An 18159-nucleotide genomic window follows, 5' to 3' on the forward strand; every position below is an offset into this window, starting at 1 on the left:
GTGTGCACCTCCGGGCCGCCCATGCTCCAAAGAAGCATGTGTTTACTCTCGAGCGAGTAGTCGCTCTTCAAGCCAGTCCAAGACTTCCTGTTCCACCCATCCGACACGGTTAGGGCCCAGCATTACCCGCTTGGGAAATGTGCCTGCCTTCTCTAATCGAGCGATGTGTTGAAGTGAGTACGAGACCAACTCTTTGAGCGCTTTCTTTGAGAGTATTTTCATAACGATATCTCCCTGAATTAAGGAGCATCGCGATGCCCCAAGGGTTGAGCCTCGTGAAAATTCATCCCGTAGAGTTATCTTCCTCGCGCGCGGCCACTTCGGCCCAATCGGTCGTACTGAACTTCCATTGGACGATGCAGGCGCCGGCGATAAACAGAACGCCCCAAAACGCTTCGCCTTTGGCAATCTCGAATGCGCCCCAGCCCACCATGACGACGATCACTGCGATACGCCGCTATGCTGGAAGGAAAACGGGACGTCTAGGTCGAGAAACCCACGGCGTGCCACTTATGCAGCACCCTCGTATTCGGCACCTGTCTTGGCCCCTGTGATATAGGCCACCACATCATTGCCATCGGTGTCTTCCTTGCGCAGGTTCGCACAAATGCGTCCCCGCCGGAAAACGATGATCCGGTCAACCAGATCAAACACCTGCCGCATGTTGTGGCTAACAAGGATCAGGCTTTCGCCCTGCTCTTTCAGCGTACGCACGATGTTTTCTACCTGTGCGGTTTCTTGCACACCCAAGGCAGCCGTTGGCTCGTCCATGATCGTCAGCTTGGACGCAAACGTCGCAGTCCGAGCAATGGCAACACATTGACGTTGTCCGCCCGACATATTGGCAATGGCGTTTTTGATGTTGGGAATTTTCACGCCCGTTTTCACCAATCCAGCCATCGTGTCGTCGCGCATGCCTTTGTAGTCCAGCAAACGAAACGGCCCTAACCAGTCGAACTTGGTCTTTTCACGTCCCAAGAACAGGTTGTCTGGCACGTTCAGATCGTCCGCCAACGCAAGCGTTTGGAACACGGTCTCGATGCCTGCTTCTCGCGCATCAAGGGGACCGGAAAAGTTCACCTCGTTGCCGTCAAAGACCACTGTGCCGCTCGTGCGCTGCTCAACCCCGGTAATCTGACGGACAAAGGTAGACTTGCCCGCACCGTTGTCGCCCATGATTGCCACGTGTTCGCCCTTGTGTAGGACAAAATTCGCGTCATTGAGCGCCTGCACACCACCGTAGTGTTTTGTCAGGCCTTTGGTTTCAAGTACGATATCATCGCTCATATCAATGCCCTCCTTATGCGCGGTTTCGTTGTCTGTATTGATCGAGGATCACGGCTGCGACAATGATCGAGCCCATGGCCATCAGCTGATACGAGCCGTCGAGCTTGATATAGGTAAAGCCGGACCGGATCACACCGAGCACCATAGCCCCCAACACCGTACCGATGATCGAGCCACGACCACCCTGCAGACTGATCCCACCGATAACGGCCATCGCAATCGCAAAGAGTTCGTAGAATTCGCCCATGCCAGCCTGCGCTGTCACAGCCTTAGAACTCAGTACGATACCAGCAAAGGCTGCCAGCATTGACGCGATCATATAAACCATCAGCTTGTGACGCTTGACGTTGATGCCGGACATCCGTGCGGCTTCTTCGTTTGATCCGATTGCGTAGGTATGCTTGCCGTAGACCGTGTAGCTCATGATCAGCTGGAACACGATTGCCAGAATAACAAACCAGACAACTGGCATCATGCCGGACCCGATCCAAGCATATGAATCTGTCGGGAATGAAATCGGGTTACCACCGGACCACCACAGCGCAATACCGCGGCAGAACAGGAACATGCCCAACGTCGCAATAAAGGGTGGGATGCGGAAATACGCAATGAATGTCCCGTTGATCAGGCCAATCATCGCACCAAACGCAAGGCCCACGACCACCGGTATGATGACGGGCAAGTCCATGGCCCATGAGCCAAACAGTGCCTTGGGGTTTGCAAAGCCGTTGACCAGCTCTGTTTGACCAAAACTCATCGCAATCATCGCCGTCGCCGCAACCAGCGGTCCGGATGACAGGTCGATACCTGCTGTAATGATGACTTGCGTCACACCCAGCGCAATGATGCCAATGATGGCAACCTGCAAAATGATAATCTGCAGCCGGGCTTCGTTAAAGATACTGTCAAAGCGACCCTTGGTATCAAACAAGAAGCTTTGGCCATTCATATAAGGCGCGATTTGACCGATCGCCTCGAAGACGATGATGATGATGAACAGTGCTAGAAGAATATTCAGCTCGTTTGGCCACGACCGTTTTGATTTGTCAAAGGTCAGACCACCGGTGCCTTGGCTTGTGTCAGCCATGCTCGCCTCCTCGGTATTGGCGGTAATAGAATGGGCGGCGCACGATCGCGCCGCCCGATGTTTTCAAGACAATAGAACTTAGTTCTTGTCGAGGAAGTCGCCCATGTTGTCTGGAGTAACCAGAACGAATGGGATGTAGACTTTCGAGTCAACGTCTTCGCCAGCGATCAGCTTCAACGCTGCGTCGATGGAACCTGTACCTTGGCCAACAGAGTCTTGAAACACTGTGACGTCGTAGTCGCCAGAAGCCATAACAAGCAACGCGTCCTGAGATGCGTCAACACCGCCGACCTGTACGGCATCCATATCCATGCCTGCAGCTTTCATCGCCTGGATCGCGCCGATTGCCATTTCGTCGTTGTTCGCAAGAACGAAGTCGAACGGCTCGCCGGAAGACATCCAGTTTGTCATCAAGTCTTGCGCTTCGTCGCGCGACCAGTTTGCTGGTGCTTCGTCGATGATTGTCATGAAGTTACACATGTCCATGCCGATCACGTCGTGAACGTCCTTGGAACGCTGAACAGCAGCTTGGTTAGACAGCTGACCGTTCATCAGGTAGCCACGTGCGTTGTTGCCAAGACCGGCTGCGCGCAGGTTCTTACAAACTTCGAACGCGGACAATGTGCCGGATTCGATTTCGTTAGAAGCAACGAAAGCCTGAGTTGCTGGCAGTTCGTTCACGTTGTCAGGCTCACGGTTAACGTAGACAAGTGGAGTGTCGCCAGCCGCCGCAGAAACAGCTGCACCGGCAGATGTGTCAACGATGTTTACGATGATCGCGTCAACGCCCTGAGCAACAAAGTTTTTCACTTGGTCGATCTGCTTTGCAAGGTCGTCAGATGCGTCTTCCTGCTGGTAAGACAAACCGTCGATTGTGCCTGCATACTCAACCATGCCGGTCCGCAGAACTGTCAGCCAGTTGTCGTCGAAACGCGAGAACGTTGCGCCGATTTCTTGTGACATCGCAGATGTTGCCATCATGGCTGTCAGGCCTGTCGCGAGTAGATACTTTTTCATGTTTTCCTCCCTAGGAAACGTGCCCGGCGCACGCCAAAAATTATACCGGGTCCCCTGTTGGGGCGTTACATTCACCTCAGGTCCACTCTGCTTTGAGCATGGTGATGGACTGGTCGATGAAGCGAATAGACGTCTCGAGAGCACCTTTGATGTCAGGTGCGGAATGCAGGTCGGGCGAAAACGCCTCGAATGAAAAGGCGCCGCGGTAGCCTGCGCGCAACAGGGCAGCAATCTGCGCAACGGTGCCGAGTTGGTCGCCCGAACAGACCAAGCCGCGATCGGCGTCGGCATAGTCAGCCGGCCGTCCAGAGCGGGTCACGCCCGAGATATGAACAATATTCGTCAGAGCCGGATAAAACTCGGTTTCGCCTGCGAGCGTGTGATGGAACGTGTCATGGACCAAACCGAACTGGTCCGCATAGCCACAGGTCTCAATCGCGCGGACCACTTCTGCTTTGGTGCGGATGGTGCTCGTCGCAAACCCAATCGGCTCGATCAGCCCAGTCAATCCACGCGCGGCCAATTCAGGCCCCAACAGATCAAGCAAGTCAGTCAGCTCGCTCGTCTCCGTCTCGCGCATGCCCACCTGTGGGATCAGAACGATCGATCCAATGTCATGGGCAACGGCCATATCCATCAGCTTAACGGCGCGGTCCAAAACGCTCGCCTCTGCTGCGTTGAATGCAGCAACCTCAGCCAAGGCCAGAACAGTCGTATCTGTGCCTGCCACACCCCGTTCGATGCGCAACTCAACACCAACCATACCCAACTGCTCTGACAGGTCCACCATCTGTGGAACTGACAGCGCCGGGGCGGTCGCATGATTTAGCGCAAATGACAGCATGATTTGACGACACCTCCCAATGTGTTCGCCCTCTCAGGTTAACGCGCCCTAAAAAAATTGCAACCGGTTGCAGAAAAATATGTGTTTTGGCAGAAATCCGGCTCATCGAGCGCGCTTGAGGTGATTTTTAATCATTTTATAACAACAACTTATAGATATAAACTACATCTCTCACACCCTCAATTCCGGTGAAAACGAACACCAAAATCCGACCCTTTCAGCCGCCCAATCACTACAAGTTTTGTGACTGACCCACCCAACTTGCTTTTGACAGACAGCTCACCAGATTCTCTTTGATCACGACCATCCTGCCGCCAACCCAGATTTTACCTCGTTGTTACTGACGCCTTTCCAACTCAAAACGCATCCCGCAACACGCCGCCGACAGACGGTGTAGCACCACGATTCAGCACCTCGAAAATACAAAAAGGCGACCAGTTTCATGGCCGCCTTTTGAATGGGCAGCTGCAGCCGCCCTACATGAATTCACTGGTTAGGTGATGACGATATCCAGGCCCAAGGTCGTCTCATCAATACCCGCACCGTTCTAAACTTCGAGAATGTCACCATTGCCAAAATCAAGGGACAATGCGGTGCCACCTGCATTCATGGTGCCAAACGTGTCGACAACTTCTCGCTCGGTCAGCACACCGTGTGTGTTCAGCCACAACGCATCGTCCAGCTCGATCCGGTCGGTGCCTACCTGACCAAAACCAATGATCCGGTCCGAGTCGTAGTCAACACCGAAGACGAATGTGTCACGAGCCGCATCGTTGCCACCGCTCAGACGGTCACTGCCTGCGCCGCCATCCAATGTGTCAGCGCCGTTGCCGCCATACAGCTCATCGTCACCGTCGCCACCATTCATAATGTCCGAACCAGCCTGACCCTGCATAAAGTCAGCGCCGTCGCCACCATTCAGAGTGTCGTTGTTGCCGCCACCACGCAGTGTGTCGTCATCCGCACCGCCAGACAGTTCATTATTACCAGAACCGCCAAGCAATTCGTCTTCGCCAGCGCCACCATCCAAAATGTCGTCTTGGCCCTGACCCGAGATAAAGTCATCGCCATCGTCGCCATTAAGAGTGTCGGTTCAAACGCCGCCATAGACGTCATCATTGCCTTCGCCCGCGTTGACTTCGTCGTTGCCTGCACTGGCGATCACGCTGTCATTGCCGTCTCCGGCCTCGACGATGTCGTCGCCGCCGCCAACACTGATACTGTCATCGCCGTCGCCGCCGTCCATCAGGTTTACCACAGACGCACCGATCAGAATGTCACCGTATTCCGAACCCTGAACGCCCTGGATGCCGGTCAGTGTGTCGCCCTGAGCATAGCCGCTGTTCGCGTTGCCAGCTCCAAGATTCACAGTCACCGCAGCGTCTGACGCGATATAAGACACGATATCCGTACCAGCCCCGCCATAGTTGTCGTTGCCAACGTCGTTGGCATAAACCACGTCATCACCACTGCCCATCACAACGTTCTCGATCTCAGTCCCATCCATGATCGACATATTGCCGACATTGCCAGCAATACTGGAAATCGAATTGCCGTTCAGGTTGATCATTTGATCGCTGCCAAAGACCGACACATCAATCGTGTCCACGCCGCCATCATCCACAACGGTAAAGGTCACGGGATTGGCGAGCCCCAGCACGGTGTCATAGTAGCCACCCGCGGTTGAGCCGACACCATAGATCGTATCCGTATCGCGAATGTTGCCTGATGTGTTGTACAACTGATGAATCGCCTGAATGTCAGCCAACATCGGCGTGACAACATAGGCAAACGTCGCATCGATGAACGTATTCTCGGTCTGCGAGAAATACGACATGACACTCATCTGCCAGCTGTCGTTGATAAATGCGGCGTCCCCGCCCTCAAACTGGGTGTAATCTGCGGAACCATTGTATGGGCCCGCATGTCCTAGACCCAATGCGTGGCCAATCTCGTGTATGTATGTCTGGAACGAATAGCTATCCAGATCGACACCATCATTCAGAGTCCAATCGTCTTCGATCCAGTCCTTGCCGATGTTGATTGATGCATCAACAATCAAGCCTGTGCCATTTGCATTTGTGCCGCCCATGTTATCCAAATTGAACGACGCATACGCATTGCCCAGATCTTCATCGTCAAAGACCAAATCCGCGGTGACGGACTGAACAAAGTGGATACCCGTGGCCATGGTCCACGCTTCCATCGTAAAAGCCTGCCCCCCCCAACGTCCAAAGCATCGATGTTGTAGCTGATTGTGGAACTCGCATCACCTGCCGTCACACCCCAAGCGTAACCCATTTGTTCGACCCAGAATTCGTAGGCAAGCTGGCCCGCAGCCTGCACCGTGACCAGAGGCGCTTTCAGCTTCCAGATTCAAAAACATCAATTTCTCTGTCATTACTCAGATCTCTAATCGAATGGATCTTTGTATTTTACACCGGCCCCACTCAACACAAGGCCTCCCATCGTTCCGTGTAATAGAGCTTGGGAAAAAGTAACGTGAAAAAAGCGCGAAGAGTGTCGCAGGTGGGTTTGCGCTCAAGCGAGATTGGTGACCAGTCAAAACGCCGCTCAAAGCCCTGCCACCTATATGTCATTTGGCTAAAATTCGGGTTGGCACTGTCACCTGAATGCCCCCAAAGCCCCTCACCAACCACCCAATTTGAAGGCTGACAAGGCTCTGGCCCTATTGTCGCGCAAGGCTCGCAAGCCACGCTACACCAGCTGCCACAAAATTGCCTTATTTGCGCCCTTCTACCGGCACATCCACGTTGCAGCCTGCCCCCAAGGACCAGAAAACTGGCCACGCCCGCGGACAGAGTCACCCCAGAGGCGACCTTAGAGCAGAGCAGCGATGGCAACCGCAAAGGCTCCAACACAGACACGACGACCCGTTCTACGGCCTGCACCGGCGCCTGTATTCACGGATTACGCAAGCATTTGATCGGCTTCAATGGCCTCCTCCTCACTGGGCCGTTGACACACAACCAGACTGGGCTTTGGCGCGCGGGATTTAACTCTGCCTACCGCGCCGCCCGTCTGGTTCTTTTTTGTCAAATCCTTGGAAACTTTGGCCACCGTAGCTAGGCTGTTTGCATGTCTGACCTCACCACCATCCGCAACATCGGCCCTGCCTTTGAACGAGAGCTCATTGCCGCTGGCATCAAAACAGCCGATCAGCTGCGCGAAACCGGTGCGGATGCCGCCTATGCCCGCCTGTTGGGAAATGGCACGAAACCGCACTTTATAGGCTACTACGTTCTGGTCATGGCGCTTCGGGGGCGCCCATGGAACGACTGCAAGGGCGACGAAAAGAAAGCCCTGCGCAAACGGTTTGAAGCGATCAAATCAAGCAACTTTGATACTGGCCAATCAGAGTTCGAAAAGATGCTAGATATTATTGGCGTCGTTCCGTCCAAAAAATGAAATAATACGGCTTAATGTAAACATCCTTCACATCCACGTTGGAGACGTGTATATTAACGACGTAAACATTGAAGCGAACATAGATTTTGAACTCGCACGTCTCGCCAAATTGGCGCGGCGCATGGATGCTATTTTTACCATCCCTCGGACCCGCGTGACGATTGGTCTCGACAACATTTTTGGATTGATACCCGTGATCGGAGACACGGCGGCGTTCTTACCCGCTGCCTATATCGTCTACCGCGCTCACAAGATTGGCGCCTCACCGGGCACGGTGACATTGATGTCTCTCAATCTCGTCGCTGACCTGCTGATTGGCTCGATCCCAATTGCGGGCGACATTTTTGACGTGCTCTGTAACGCCAACCTGCGTAATTACCGACTGCTTGAAAACAATCTCAATAAAAAAGCCGCTCGCGCCAAATTGGTGCGAACGGCCTATGTTTTAAACGGGTCGACGGCCTAAACCGCCCTACCCCGATGGCGCTTATCCAACCAGCTCGAGACCGGAGAAGAAGAACGCGATCTCTTCTGCAGCTGTCTCAGGTGCATCCGAGCCGTGTACCGAGTTTTCACCGATCGACATAGCGAACTCTTTACGGATTGTGCCGTCAGCAGCGTCTGCTGGGTTTGTAGCACCCATGACTTCACGGTTTTTAGCGATTGCGTCTTCGCCTTCGAGAACCTGAACAACGATCGGCTCAGAGATCATGAACTCACAAAGTTCGCCAAAGAACGGACGCTCAGAGTGAACGCCGTAGAACTGCTGTGCTTGGGCCAGTGTCAACTGGATGCGCTTGGATGCGACGATACGCAGACCAGCTTCCTCGAACTTGGCCGCGATCTGGCCTGTCAGGTTACGCTTGGTTGCGTCGGGTTTGATGATCGAAAAAGTACGTTGAATTGCCATGATGGGCCTCGTCTTACTGGGTTTGAATTTCGCCGCTGCCCTAACATGGGTATCCCCCCTTGAAAAGCGGTGATTGACGCGCCCCCGAAGCTAGGGCAAAGCACGCCCATGCTTAAAATCAACGACATCACCTATTCCGTCGCGGGCCGCACCTTGGTCGAGAACGCAACCGCCGTTATCCCCACGGGTCACAAAGTTGGCCTTGTGGGTCGCAATGGTACGGGTAAGACCACCCTCTTTAACGTGATCCGCGGCCATATCGTGCTGGACACCGGTGCAATCTCTTTGCCCCGCGGCAGCCGCATTGGCGGTGTGTCCCAAGAGGTGCCCGGCAACGAGGTCTCGCTAATCGATACGGTGCTCAAGGCCGATGTCGAACGGACCGACCTGTTGGCCGAGGCCGAAACCGCCACTGACCCCAACCGCATTGCAGAAATTCAAACCCGCCTTGCAGATATTGATGCATGGTCAGCCGAGGCTCGCGGCTCGGCAATTCTCAAGGGGCTGGGCTTCACTGAATCCGAACAAAAGATGCCATGTTCTGCCTTTTCTGGCGGCTGGCGGATGCGCGTGGCTCTGGCCGCCGTGCTGTTTTCCGAACCTGACCTACTGCTCTTGGACGAACCGACCAACTACCTCGATCTCGAAGGTGCGCTGTGGCTCGAGGCCTATCTCGCCAAATACCCGCATACGGTTTTGATTGTCAGTCACGACCGCGAGCTGCTGAACCGTGCGGTTGGTGGCATTCTGCATCTCGAAGACAAAGACCTCACCTACTACACCGGCAACTACGATACTTTCGTCAAACAACGCGCCGAGAAACGCGCGCTTTTGACCGCCGCTGCGAAAAAGCAGGATCTGCAACGCGCCCACCTTCAGTCCTTCGTCGACCGGTTCAAGGCCAAGGCTTCCAAAGCAAAGCAGGCCCAGTCCCGCGTCAAAATGCTAGAGAAAATGGAAACCATCCGCGCACCCGAAGACGCTGCGCGCACCGTGTTCACATTTCCATCCCCAGAGGAACTCTCGCCACCGATCATCGCACTTGAAAACGGCTCGACTGGTTACGGCGAAACCGTGATCCTCAAGGGGCTGAACCTGCGCATTGACCAAGACGACCGCATCGCTCTCTTGGGGCGCAACGGTGAAGGAAAGTCTACTCTTTCCAAACTTTTATTCGGCCAACTTGAAGTTATGACAGGCAAGATGAGTACCTCGAACAAGCTGCGCATTGGCTTTTTCGCACAGCACCAAGTCGAAGAATTGCACATCGACGAAACACCGCTCCAGCACCTTATTCGAGTTAAATCTGAAGAAGGTCAGCCGCGCCTGCGCGCACGTCTCGCGGGCTTTGGTCTGGGCGCAGATCAGGCCGATACAGAGGTCAGACGCCTCTCTGGTGGGCAAAAGGCGCGTCTCTCGCTGCTGCTTGCGACAATCCACGCGCCGCACCTCTTGATCCTCGACGAACCGACCAACCACCTCGACATCGAAAGCCGCGAGGCTCTGGTAGAGGCGCTGACCGCCTATACCGGCGCGGTCATCCTTGTCAGCCACGACATGCACCTTTTGTCTATGGTGGCCGATCGTCTTTGGCTGGTCCGCAACGGTTCGGTCACGCCCTATGACGAGGATCTACAGGAATACCGCAAACTGTTGCTGGCCCCAGACAAGCCCAAGGCAGACAAGCCTAAAGAAAAGCCCAAAAAGGCCAGCCGCGATCAAGTTCTCGCCTTACGTTCCGAAGTCCGCAAAGGTGAAGAACGCGTGGCCAAAATCAACGACATGCGTGACAAACTGGCCAAAAAACTGGCCGACCCTGCCCTCTACGAGGATGCCCGCAAAGGCGAAGTTGAAGTTTGGCAAAAGAAATATGCCGAGGTTATGGGCGCACTTGAACGGGCCGAATCCATCTGGATGGCATCCTTGGAAAAACTAGAGAAAGCAGAGACTTAAATGGACCCCACTACCATCATCCCCGCTTTTGTGACCCTCTTTGTGGTCATTGATCCCATCGGCCTGGCACCGCTCTTTGCGGCGCTGACCCAAGGCATGACAGATGCGCAACGCCGCTCCATCGCGATCCGGTCGTGCCTAACTGCCATTGGCATCCTGTTGGTCTTTACCTTCTTTGGCGAGGCCGTTCTCGGCTTTGTCGGCATCTCCTTCCCTGCGTTCCGCATTGCGGGTGGTGTTTTGTTATTCCTCACAGCGCTCGACATGCTGTTCAACCGCCGCCAAGAAAGGCGTGAGGATCAGGCAGATGAGCCCCAAGTGGATGACCCGTCGGTCTTTCCACTCGCCATTCCACTGATTGCAGGCCCCGGCTCTATCGCCACAATGATCCTGCTCGCAGGCGAAGCAGAAGGGGCCACAGGTCTCGCAGTGTCAATCGCGATCATGATCGCCGTTGTGTTCCTCGGCTTCCTTCTGTTCCTGATGGCAGGTCCGCTTGAACGGCTCCTGGGCAAAACAGGCATCAACGTGGTCACGCGCCTCTTGGGCATGTTGCTCGCCGCACTATCGGTGCAGTTCATTCTCGACGGCCTTGCCTCTTTCGGTCTGGGCGGCGCGTAACTATATCAACGCTATGACGTCAGATCAGATTGCCAATTTCGCCTATCTCGCCCTAATGGGTACCGCTGTTGCCGGTTGGTTTTTTGCGCAAAGCCGCCAAGGTTTGGGCAAATCCCTGCAACAGGCGATCATTTGGGGCATGATTTTTCTTGGTGTGATCGCGGCTGTCGGGCTCTGGACCGACATCCAAGGCACGGTCTCGCCTCGTCACACCACCCATGAAAACGGCATCATTGAAATCCCTCGCAGCTTTGACGGCCACTACAATCTTACTGTTGGCATCAACGGTGTTGAGGCAGATTTCGTCGTCGATACGGGTGCGACGATGATGGTTCTAACATTGGATGATGCGGCCGCTGCTGGGATCGAATTGAACGACAGATCGTTCTTTGGCTCGGCCAGTACCGCCAACGGCATCGTGCGCACCGCACCTATTGTTCTCGACAGCGTCACGTTGGGCCACCTCGTCGACCGCAATGTCCGCGCGACTGTGAATGAAGGTGAACTCGACAAATCCCTGCTGGGCATGTCCTATCTCAGTCGCTTTAGCCGGATCGAGATTGCTGGCAACAAAATGCTACTGACGCCCTAGGCTTTTTCGGCCTTCATTTCCCAACGCCCACCTTCTTGTGACCAATATTGCGCTGGCGCACCTGCATCGGTCAGCGCCTTCCATTGCTCGCGTGCACGTGCCAACGCATTGCCGTCCAGCCCGTCAAAAAGAATACAAACCCGCTCGCAAGCGGCGACTTCTCCCGCGGTGACCTCGGCGCCGTCTACGGCCATCAAACACCCATCGATCACGGTTTGCGTGTCCGCGCGCAACAATACGGGCTGATCCGCATCATGATCCCCACCCGCAATGCCATGGGGTAGAAAACTGGTTGGATCGCCGGCCCAAAGTTTTTCATCCAGCCACACGATCCGCGCCGCATCGCGACCGCGCACAACAACGCGCCAACCGGCGCCCTGCGCCTTGCCAATCAACATCGGCAACGTCTGCTCAAGCGGTGCCGCCGTCAGATGATAGAAATATGCGGCGCCCATTGGCTTAGCCCTCGAACACGTCGCGGATCATCCGGTCTAGGCTCATCACGCCCCAACCCGTGGCACCTGCGGGCGCCAATGCAGTCTCGGCCTTAACGCTTGCGACACCCGCGATGTCCAGATGGATCCATGGCGTGCCATCCTGCACAAACCGTTGCAAGAATTGCGCCGCAGTGATCGAACCAGCTGTCCGCCCACCAACATTCTTGATATCTGCGATCCGCGAGTTCAGCAGCTTGTCATAAGCCGGTGACAACGGCAGGCGCCATGCGCCTTCGCTTTCATTTCCAGCGGCCTTAAAAAACTGCCCTACAAGACTGTCATCATTAGAGAAAACACCTGCATTCTCGTGACCCAGACCGACAATGACCGCACCTGTCAACGTCGCAAGATCGATCATACCTGTCGGCTTGAAGCGCTCTTGCGCGTACCACATGACATCCGCCAGAACCAAACGGCCCTCAGCATCAGTGTTGATGACTTCGATCGTGTCACCCTTCATCGAGGTCACCACATCACCCGGTCGCGTCGCGCGGTCGCTCGGCATGTTCTCGACCAGACCAACCAGACCGACAACATTCGCCTTGGCCCCGCGCATTGCGAGCGTTTTCATAACACCTGACACGACGCCAGCGCCGCCCATGTCCATGGTCATATCTTCCATGCCGCCCGCCGGTTTCAGCGAAATGCCACCTGTATCGAACACGACGCCCTTGCCGATCAACGCAAACGGCGCCTCATCGCCGCCGCCGTTCCACTGCATCACCACGACCTTGGACGGGCTTGCAGATCCCAAGCCAACGCACAGCAGTGATCCCATGCCCAGCTCTTCCAACTGGTCGTCTTCCAACACTTCAACCTCCAGCCCCAATTCTTTGAGCGCGACCAACCGTTCGGCAAATTCGGTTGTTGTCAGCACATTCGCTGGCTCGTTTGTTAGATCGCGCGTGAAAAACGCGCCTTGTGCGACGGCTTGCATAGGCGCTGCGCGCTCGGTCACGTCCTCGGGTTCGCCAACCATGAACGAGACCCCGCCCACCGGATCAGCCTCTGCCGTTTTGTGAGCGCCAAAGCTATAGGCCCGCATTGCAATGCCAAAACCGACATCCGCAGCGCGTTGATCGCTGGCATCCAGAACTATCAAATCACCTTTGCCCATAACTTTGGCCAATCCTGCACCGCCTTTGCGGGCATCTTCGATGCTCGACTTTTTGTCCAACCGCAAAACGATCACGGCCTCGGCGGCCATACCAACGGGATACCCCAACACACGGGTGTCGCCTTCTTTGAGCTTGGCCCACGCATCGCTTTCGACCAAACGCGCAATCGCGCCCTTCATCCGGCTATTGGCCCGACGAGCCCCGCGCCCCAGCTTGCCATCTGCACCAATACAGACGGCAACGCGGCCTTCATGGGCGTCAATCGCGTCCAAATCCACTGCGGCAAAGGTCGGGGCAATCGGGTTGGTCATTTAGGGGCCTCTTGGGGTCAAATTTCATATATTCCCCAACAGCTAGCGCGGCTCCTCGCCGATGACCAGATAGCAGTTTGCCCGCGCCACAGAATCCGCTATTCATGATGTATTCCGCTGCAAGACGGATGAACAACCTTGGGGGGTTGCAGGCACGTGGCACGACTAGACAGATATATGCTGTCACAGCTGATGATGCTGTTTGGCTTTTTTAGCCTAGTCCTGATTATGGTTTATTGGGTCAATCGCGCCGTAATCTTGTTCGACCAATTGATCGCAGACGGCCAATCCGCCGGTGTGTTTTTAGAATTCACAGCGCTTTCGTTGCCAAACGTGATCCGACTGGTTCTGCCACTTTCTGCCTTTGCCGCCTCGGTCTACGTCACCAATAGGCTTAGCACTGACTCCGAGCTGACCGTCATGCAGGCAACAGGTCATTCCGCCGTGCGGCTCGCCCGCCCCGTGATCGTCTTTGGCCTGCTCGTCACCGCATTGATGATGGTCCTGACCCATGTTCTGGTGCCAACCTCGCTAAGCCGCCTGAATGATCGCGAGGCCGAGATCGCAGAAAACGTAACCGCCCGCCTGCTGACCGAAGGGACATTCCTCAATCCCGCCAGCGGCATTACGTTCTATGTCCGCGAGATTTCTGCGTCAGGCGAATTGCTGGACATCTTCCTGACGGACACACGTAATCCTAAACGACAAATCACCTACACCGCTGAACAGTCGTTTCTTGTGCGCTCGGACGATGGCCCCCAGCTTGTGATGATCAACGGCCTTACACAAACATTAACGCTGGAAACCCAGCGCCTGACGACGACGACATTTGCTGACAGTACGTTTGATATTGGTGGTCTGATCGACAGCGGCAGTCGCGGTCGTGTGAACATCCGCGAAGTCGCCACCATGGACCTGCTCTACCCCACCCAAGAAATTCGTGATCTCACCCGACGCGATGACGCGACATTGATCCACGAGGGTCACGGCCGATTTCTTCAGGCACTTTTGGCAGTTGTCGCGGCCCTTGTCGGGTTCTCGACCCTTCTGATCGGTGGCTTTTCCCGCTTTGGTATTTCGAAGCAAATCGTCATCGCGATTTTTCTGCTCATCGCGATCAAAACAGTCGAAAGCGTGGCTGTCGGTGCGATCAGAGGTCAGGCACATCTCTGGCCGATCATCTACACGCCAATCGCAGTCGGGTTGGTGATTTCAGCGGCCCAGCTTTATTGGGCCGACCACCCTAGCCTGTTCAAACGACGTGTGCGGGGGTTTGCATGATTCTGCACCGCTACTTTGCACGCCGCTTTTTCCTCGCCTTCCTTGGTGTGTTCGTGATCTTCTTTGCGATCTTGGGCTTTTTGGACATGGTCGAACAACTGGGCAAGTTTTCCGGCGACGACGTCAGTTTCACCCAGACTGTAGGTTTGACGCTGCTTAACACCCCCCAAGCACTCTACCGGATTTTGCCGCTCGTGATGATCCTGTCGACCATAGCACTGTTCCTTTCTTTGGCGCGGTCATCCGAAATGGTTGTGACCCGCGCTGCTGGTCGTTCAGCGATCCGCGCTTTGTCGGCGCCGATCTTTGTTGCAGTCCTGATTGGGCTCTTTGCCGTGGCCGTTCTCAACCCAATCGTCGCCGCCACTAGCCAAGAATACGAAAAACGCGCCAGCGATTACCGCAGTGACGACGCCCAAGTGCTGTCGGTCAGCGCCGAAGGCCTATGGCTGCGCCAAGGCGACAACACCCAACAGACCGTGATCCGTGCCGAGGCCGCCACCCTTGAGGGAACCGAACTTAGCCGTGTCACCTTCCTTAGCTTTACCGACGCAGGCCCAATCACTCGGATTGAGGCGGACAGCGCACGACTAACCCCCGGCGCATGGGAATTGACCAACGCCAAATCATGGCCGCTTGATGCCCCCAACCCCGAGGCCAGCTCGACCAAGCATGACGTTTTGCGCGTGCCATCGACACTGACCCGCGACCAGATCCGCGACGGCTTTGGCACCCCAAGCGCAATCCCAATCTGGGAGTTGCCCGCCTTTATCAAACAGCTAGAGACCGCTGGATTTTCTGCGCGACGCCATGCGGTATGGTTCAACATGGAACTGGCATTGCCAGCCTTCATGGTGTCGATGGTGATGGTGGCCGCGGGCCTGACAATGCGTCACCAGCGCGGCGGTCGTGTTGGCCTGTCGGTACTGGCCGCGATCATGCTGGGCTTTGCGTTCTACTTTTTGCGGAACTTTGCGCAGATCCTTGGCGAGAATGGCCAGATCAGCGCGACCCTCGCTGCATGGGCCACCCCAGCCGCCGCGATCTGCCTCGCCCTTGGTATGCTCTTGCACTTGGAGGACGGCTGATATGCGCGCCCTACTCGCCTTCTTTCTGACGCTGCTTCCGGTGCTTGCATCGGCCCAAGGGGTGGCAACGCTTGTGGCTGACACAGTGTTCATCGCTGGTGGTAGCTCGACACTTGTGGCCGAAGGCAACGTTGAAGTTCTCTATGACGACACCCGCCTGACAGCCAGTCGCGTGACCTATAAACAAGACACCGACGCCATGACGATCGAGGGTCCAATCGCTATTGTGACAGGCGACAACGACACGATCATCCTCGCCAATGCGGCGCAAATCGATCCAACTTTGCAAAACGGCCTGCTGCGGGGCGCGCGGCTGGTTCTGGATCAACAGCTGCAACTCGCGGCCAGCCAGATGAACCGTGTCGAGGGGCGCTATACCCAGCTCTACCAAGTCGCGGCGACCTCTTGCAATGTTTGCCAGAACAAACCGCCGCTTTGGTCGATCCGCGCCAGCCGCGTGATCCACGACGAGGCCGAAAGACAGTTATATTTCGAGAACGCGCAATTCCGAATCTATGACGTGCCCGTGCTTTGGGTGCCGCGGATGCGTCTGCCCGACCCCACGCTAGAACGTGCGACCGGTTTGCTGATCCCGAAACTACGGACAACAACCGGTCTGGGTATCGGACTAAAGTTGCCGTATTTCATTACGCTGGGCAAACACCGCGACCTGACCCTCACCCCGTATTTCAGCCGTGAGACCCGCACGCTCGAGGCGCGCTATCGTCAGGCCTTTGTGCGCGGCAACATCGAAATTAATGGCGCGATCAGTCGCGACTCTATTCGCCCCGATACCAACCGCGGATACATTCGGGCCAACGGTGTCTTTGCATTGAACCGCGATTTCCGGCTCAGCTTTGATGTCACCGCCGTCTCGGATGACGGGTATTTGCTCGATTATGACTACTCGGACCGTGACCGCATCGACAGCCGGATCCAAGTTGACCGTGTCCGCCGCGATGAATTCTTCGAAATGGCCTTGATCCACTTTGAATCGCTCCGCTCTGGTGACAACAACGCGATCCTGCCCAGCGTCATCACCCAATTGAATTATGATCGACGCCTGTTCCCTCGGGCATTAGGTGGCGAGCTGTCATTGGGGATCAATGCGCAAACGCTCTATCGGTATTCGGACACCATTGGGGACGATGGCCGCGACGTGGGTCGTTTCGGCGCCTCAGCTGATTGGCAGCGGCAATGGACCCTCAACAACGGCCTACAAATCACAGCGCAGGGCAACCTTGCCGTTGATCACTTTGAAGTATCCCAAGACACCAACTTTCCTGACCGCGCGACCCACGTGACCCCGTCAGCCGCACTGACACTGCGCTACCCTGTGGCAAAAACCACCGCGCGCGGCGTTCGTCATGTGATCGAACCAACGATGCAAGTCGTATGGTCAGACAGCAGCAACATCGACGCCCCGAACGAAGACAGCACAATCGCCAAGCTGGACGAGGCGAACCTCTTTAGCCTGTCGCGCTACCCCGGTCTGGACCGTCGCGAGCATGGGCTGCGTGGCAACATCGGTTTGACCTATAGCCGCTTTGCACCGTCAGGTTGGTCATCGACGCTGACCTTGGGTCGTGTCATCCGCGACGAAAACGAGAATGAATTCACGACCACATCCGGCCTTGATGGTGTCAATTCCGACTGGTTGCTGGCAGGGCAATTGAACATGCCAAATGGATTGGCTTTGGTAAGCCGCTCTTTGTTAGACAGCAGTTTTGACTTTGCTAAATCCGAAACCCGCTTGGCATGGGCGGCCTCTGACCTGAAATTGGGCGCCTCCTATACATGGCTTACAGCCGACACCGCCGAAGACCGCCCCGATGCCGTTTCCGAGTTTAGTCTCGATTTTGACTACCGCGCGAATGACATCTGGTCCGTTTCGGGCGATGTACGCTATGATTTAACCGAAGATCGCCCTGCCCGCGCGGGCATCGGCATCGGCTACCGCATCGAATGTGCAGAGGTCGATTTTTCGGTCTCGCGCCGCTACACCTCTTCTACTAGTGTAGACCCAACCACTGACTTTGGCCTATCGGTCGCACTGCGCGGGTTCTCCGCTGGACGTGCGGCGGGTGGATCATCGCGCAGCTGTAAACACTAAGATCAATAGGA

19 protein-coding genes and 1 pseudogene are annotated in these 18159 nt (G+C 55.6%); 8 read left to right on the top strand and 12 right to left on the bottom strand.

Annotated features, from left to right (window positions below; genetic code table 11):
• Nucleotides 1-42 precede the first annotated feature (42 nt).
• The 9 genes and pseudogenes from TR2A62_RS04315 to TR2A62_RS19340 form a co-directional block, all read right to left on the bottom strand.
• Nucleotides 43-222, bottom strand: coding sequence for an AlpA family transcriptional regulator (locus TR2A62_RS04315; RefSeq protein ID WP_040820201.1), 180 nt, complete (start codon nt 220-222; stop codon nt 43-45).
• Between the two features lie 61 nt (nt 223-283).
• Entirely contained in the window at nt 284-445 is a 162-nt protein-coding gene (locus TR2A62_RS18700) for a hypothetical protein (protein WP_009160603.1), read from the bottom strand.
• A 65-nt stretch (nt 446-510) separates the two neighbouring features.
• The gene (locus TR2A62_RS04320; RefSeq protein ID WP_009157350.1) at nt 511-1287 is read right to left on the bottom strand and encodes an ATP-binding cassette domain-containing protein; all 777 of its coding nucleotides are present in this window, start codon (nt 1285-1287) and stop codon (nt 511-513) included.
• A 13-nt stretch (nt 1288-1300) separates the two neighbouring features.
• Entirely contained in the window at nt 1301-2374 is a 1074-nt protein-coding gene (locus TR2A62_RS04325; protein WP_009158317.1) for an ABC transporter permease, read from the bottom strand.
• Between the two features lie 78 nt (nt 2375-2452).
• Nucleotides 2453-3391 carry a substrate-binding domain-containing protein gene (locus tag TR2A62_RS04330; RefSeq protein WP_009159871.1) on the bottom strand — a complete coding sequence of 313 codons (939 nt, stop codon included), beginning with the start codon at nt 3389-3391 and terminating at the stop codon, nt 2453-2455.
• A 76-nt stretch (nt 3392-3467) separates the two neighbouring features.
• Nucleotides 3468-4235, bottom strand: a complete 768-nt coding sequence (locus TR2A62_RS04335) for a TIM barrel protein (RefSeq protein WP_009160882.1) — start codon at nt 4233-4235, stop codon at nt 3468-3470.
• 547 nt (nt 4236-4782) lie between these two features.
• Nucleotides 4783-5103, bottom strand: coding sequence for a hypothetical protein (locus tag TR2A62_RS19330; protein WP_255346168.1), 321 nt, complete (start codon nt 5101-5103; stop codon nt 4783-4785).
• Nucleotides 5086-5313, bottom strand: a pseudogene (locus TR2A62_RS19335) (calcium-binding protein); the annotation flags it as partial. The gene TR2A62_RS19330 and the pseudogene TR2A62_RS19335, both read right to left, overlap by 18 nt.
• A 15-nt stretch (nt 5314-5328) precedes the next feature.
• Nucleotides 5329-6441 (bottom strand): M10 family metallopeptidase C-terminal domain-containing protein, encoded by a 1113-nt coding sequence (locus TR2A62_RS19340; protein ID WP_050761064.1) that lies wholly within the window; start codon nt 6439-6441, stop codon nt 5329-5331.
• Nucleotides 6442-7334: 893 nt separating this feature from the next.
• Here TR2A62_RS19340 and TR2A62_RS04350 point away from each other — a divergent pair.
• Nucleotides 7335-7664, top strand: a complete 330-nt coding sequence (locus TR2A62_RS04350; RefSeq protein WP_009159955.1) for a TfoX/Sxy family protein — start codon at nt 7335-7337, stop codon at nt 7662-7664.
• 46 nt (nt 7665-7710) lie between these two features.
• The gene (locus TR2A62_RS04355; RefSeq protein ID WP_009158699.1) at nt 7711-8130 is read left to right on the top strand and encodes a DUF4112 domain-containing protein; all 420 of its coding nucleotides are present in this window, start codon (nt 7711-7713) and stop codon (nt 8128-8130) included.
• 21 nt (nt 8131-8151) lie between these two features.
• Here the strand turns inward: TR2A62_RS04355 and ndk are convergent, their stop codons facing one another.
• Nucleotides 8152-8574, bottom strand: a complete 423-nt coding sequence (ndk, locus tag TR2A62_RS04360) for a nucleoside-diphosphate kinase (RefSeq protein WP_009158770.1) — start codon at nt 8572-8574, stop codon at nt 8152-8154.
• 108 nt (nt 8575-8682) lie between these two features.
• On the opposite strand from ndk, the gene TR2A62_RS04365 reads away from it, so the two are divergent.
• From TR2A62_RS04365 to TR2A62_RS04375, 3 genes are read left to right on the top strand one after another with little or no spacing between them, the layout of a single operon-like run.
• A complete protein-coding gene (locus TR2A62_RS04365; RefSeq protein ID WP_009157752.1) occupies nt 8683-10527 on the top strand; it encodes an ABC-F family ATP-binding cassette domain-containing protein in 1845 nt (614 codons plus the stop codon).
• Nucleotides 10528-11148 carry a MarC family protein gene (locus TR2A62_RS04370; RefSeq protein WP_009160893.1) on the top strand — a complete coding sequence of 207 codons (621 nt, stop codon included), beginning with the start codon at nt 10528-10530 and terminating at the stop codon, nt 11146-11148.
• Nucleotides 11149-11161: 13 nt separating this feature from the next.
• The gene (locus TR2A62_RS04375) at nt 11162-11740 is read left to right on the top strand and encodes a TIGR02281 family clan AA aspartic protease (RefSeq protein WP_009158627.1); all 579 of its coding nucleotides are present in this window, start codon (nt 11162-11164) and stop codon (nt 11738-11740) included.
• Here the strand turns inward: TR2A62_RS04375 and TR2A62_RS04380 are convergent.
• Both TR2A62_RS04380 and TR2A62_RS04385 read right to left on the bottom strand, forming a co-directional pair.
• Entirely contained in the window at nt 11737-12195 is a 459-nt protein-coding gene (locus tag TR2A62_RS04380) for a DNA polymerase III subunit chi (protein WP_009160227.1), read from the bottom strand. The genes TR2A62_RS04375 and TR2A62_RS04380 overlap by 4 nt on opposite strands.
• 4 nt (nt 12196-12199) lie before the next feature.
• Nucleotides 12200-13666, bottom strand: coding sequence for a leucyl aminopeptidase (locus tag TR2A62_RS04385; protein ID WP_009157447.1), 1467 nt, complete (start codon nt 13664-13666; stop codon nt 12200-12202).
• Between the two features lie 156 nt (nt 13667-13822).
• On the opposite strand from TR2A62_RS04385, the gene lptF reads away from it, so the two are divergent.
• Genes lptF through TR2A62_RS04400 form a run of 3 tightly spaced genes read left to right on the top strand, consistent with a single transcriptional unit; the run spans nt 13823 to nt 18148 of the window.
• On the top strand, nt 13823-14947 hold the full coding sequence (gene lptF / locus TR2A62_RS04390; protein ID WP_223296071.1) for an LPS export ABC transporter permease LptF: 1125 nt from the start codon (nt 13823-13825) through the stop codon (nt 14945-14947).
• Nucleotides 14944-16035: an LPS export ABC transporter permease LptG gene (lptG, locus tag TR2A62_RS04395; protein ID WP_009159733.1), complete on the top strand. Its 1092-nt coding sequence runs from the start codon at nt 14944-14946 to the stop codon at nt 16033-16035. The genes lptF and lptG overlap by 4 nt, the downstream gene beginning before the upstream one ends.
• Before the next feature lies 1 nt (nt 16036).
• Nucleotides 16037-18148 (top strand): LPS-assembly protein LptD, encoded by a 2112-nt coding sequence (locus TR2A62_RS04400; protein WP_009159151.1) that lies wholly within the window; start codon nt 16037-16039, stop codon nt 18146-18148.
• Nucleotides 18149-18159: the final 11 nt, after the last annotated feature.

This window comes from Thalassobium sp. R2A62 (genome assembly GCF_000161835.1).
Classification (GTDB): Bacteria; Pseudomonadota; Alphaproteobacteria; order Rhodobacterales; family Rhodobacteraceae; genus Thalassobium.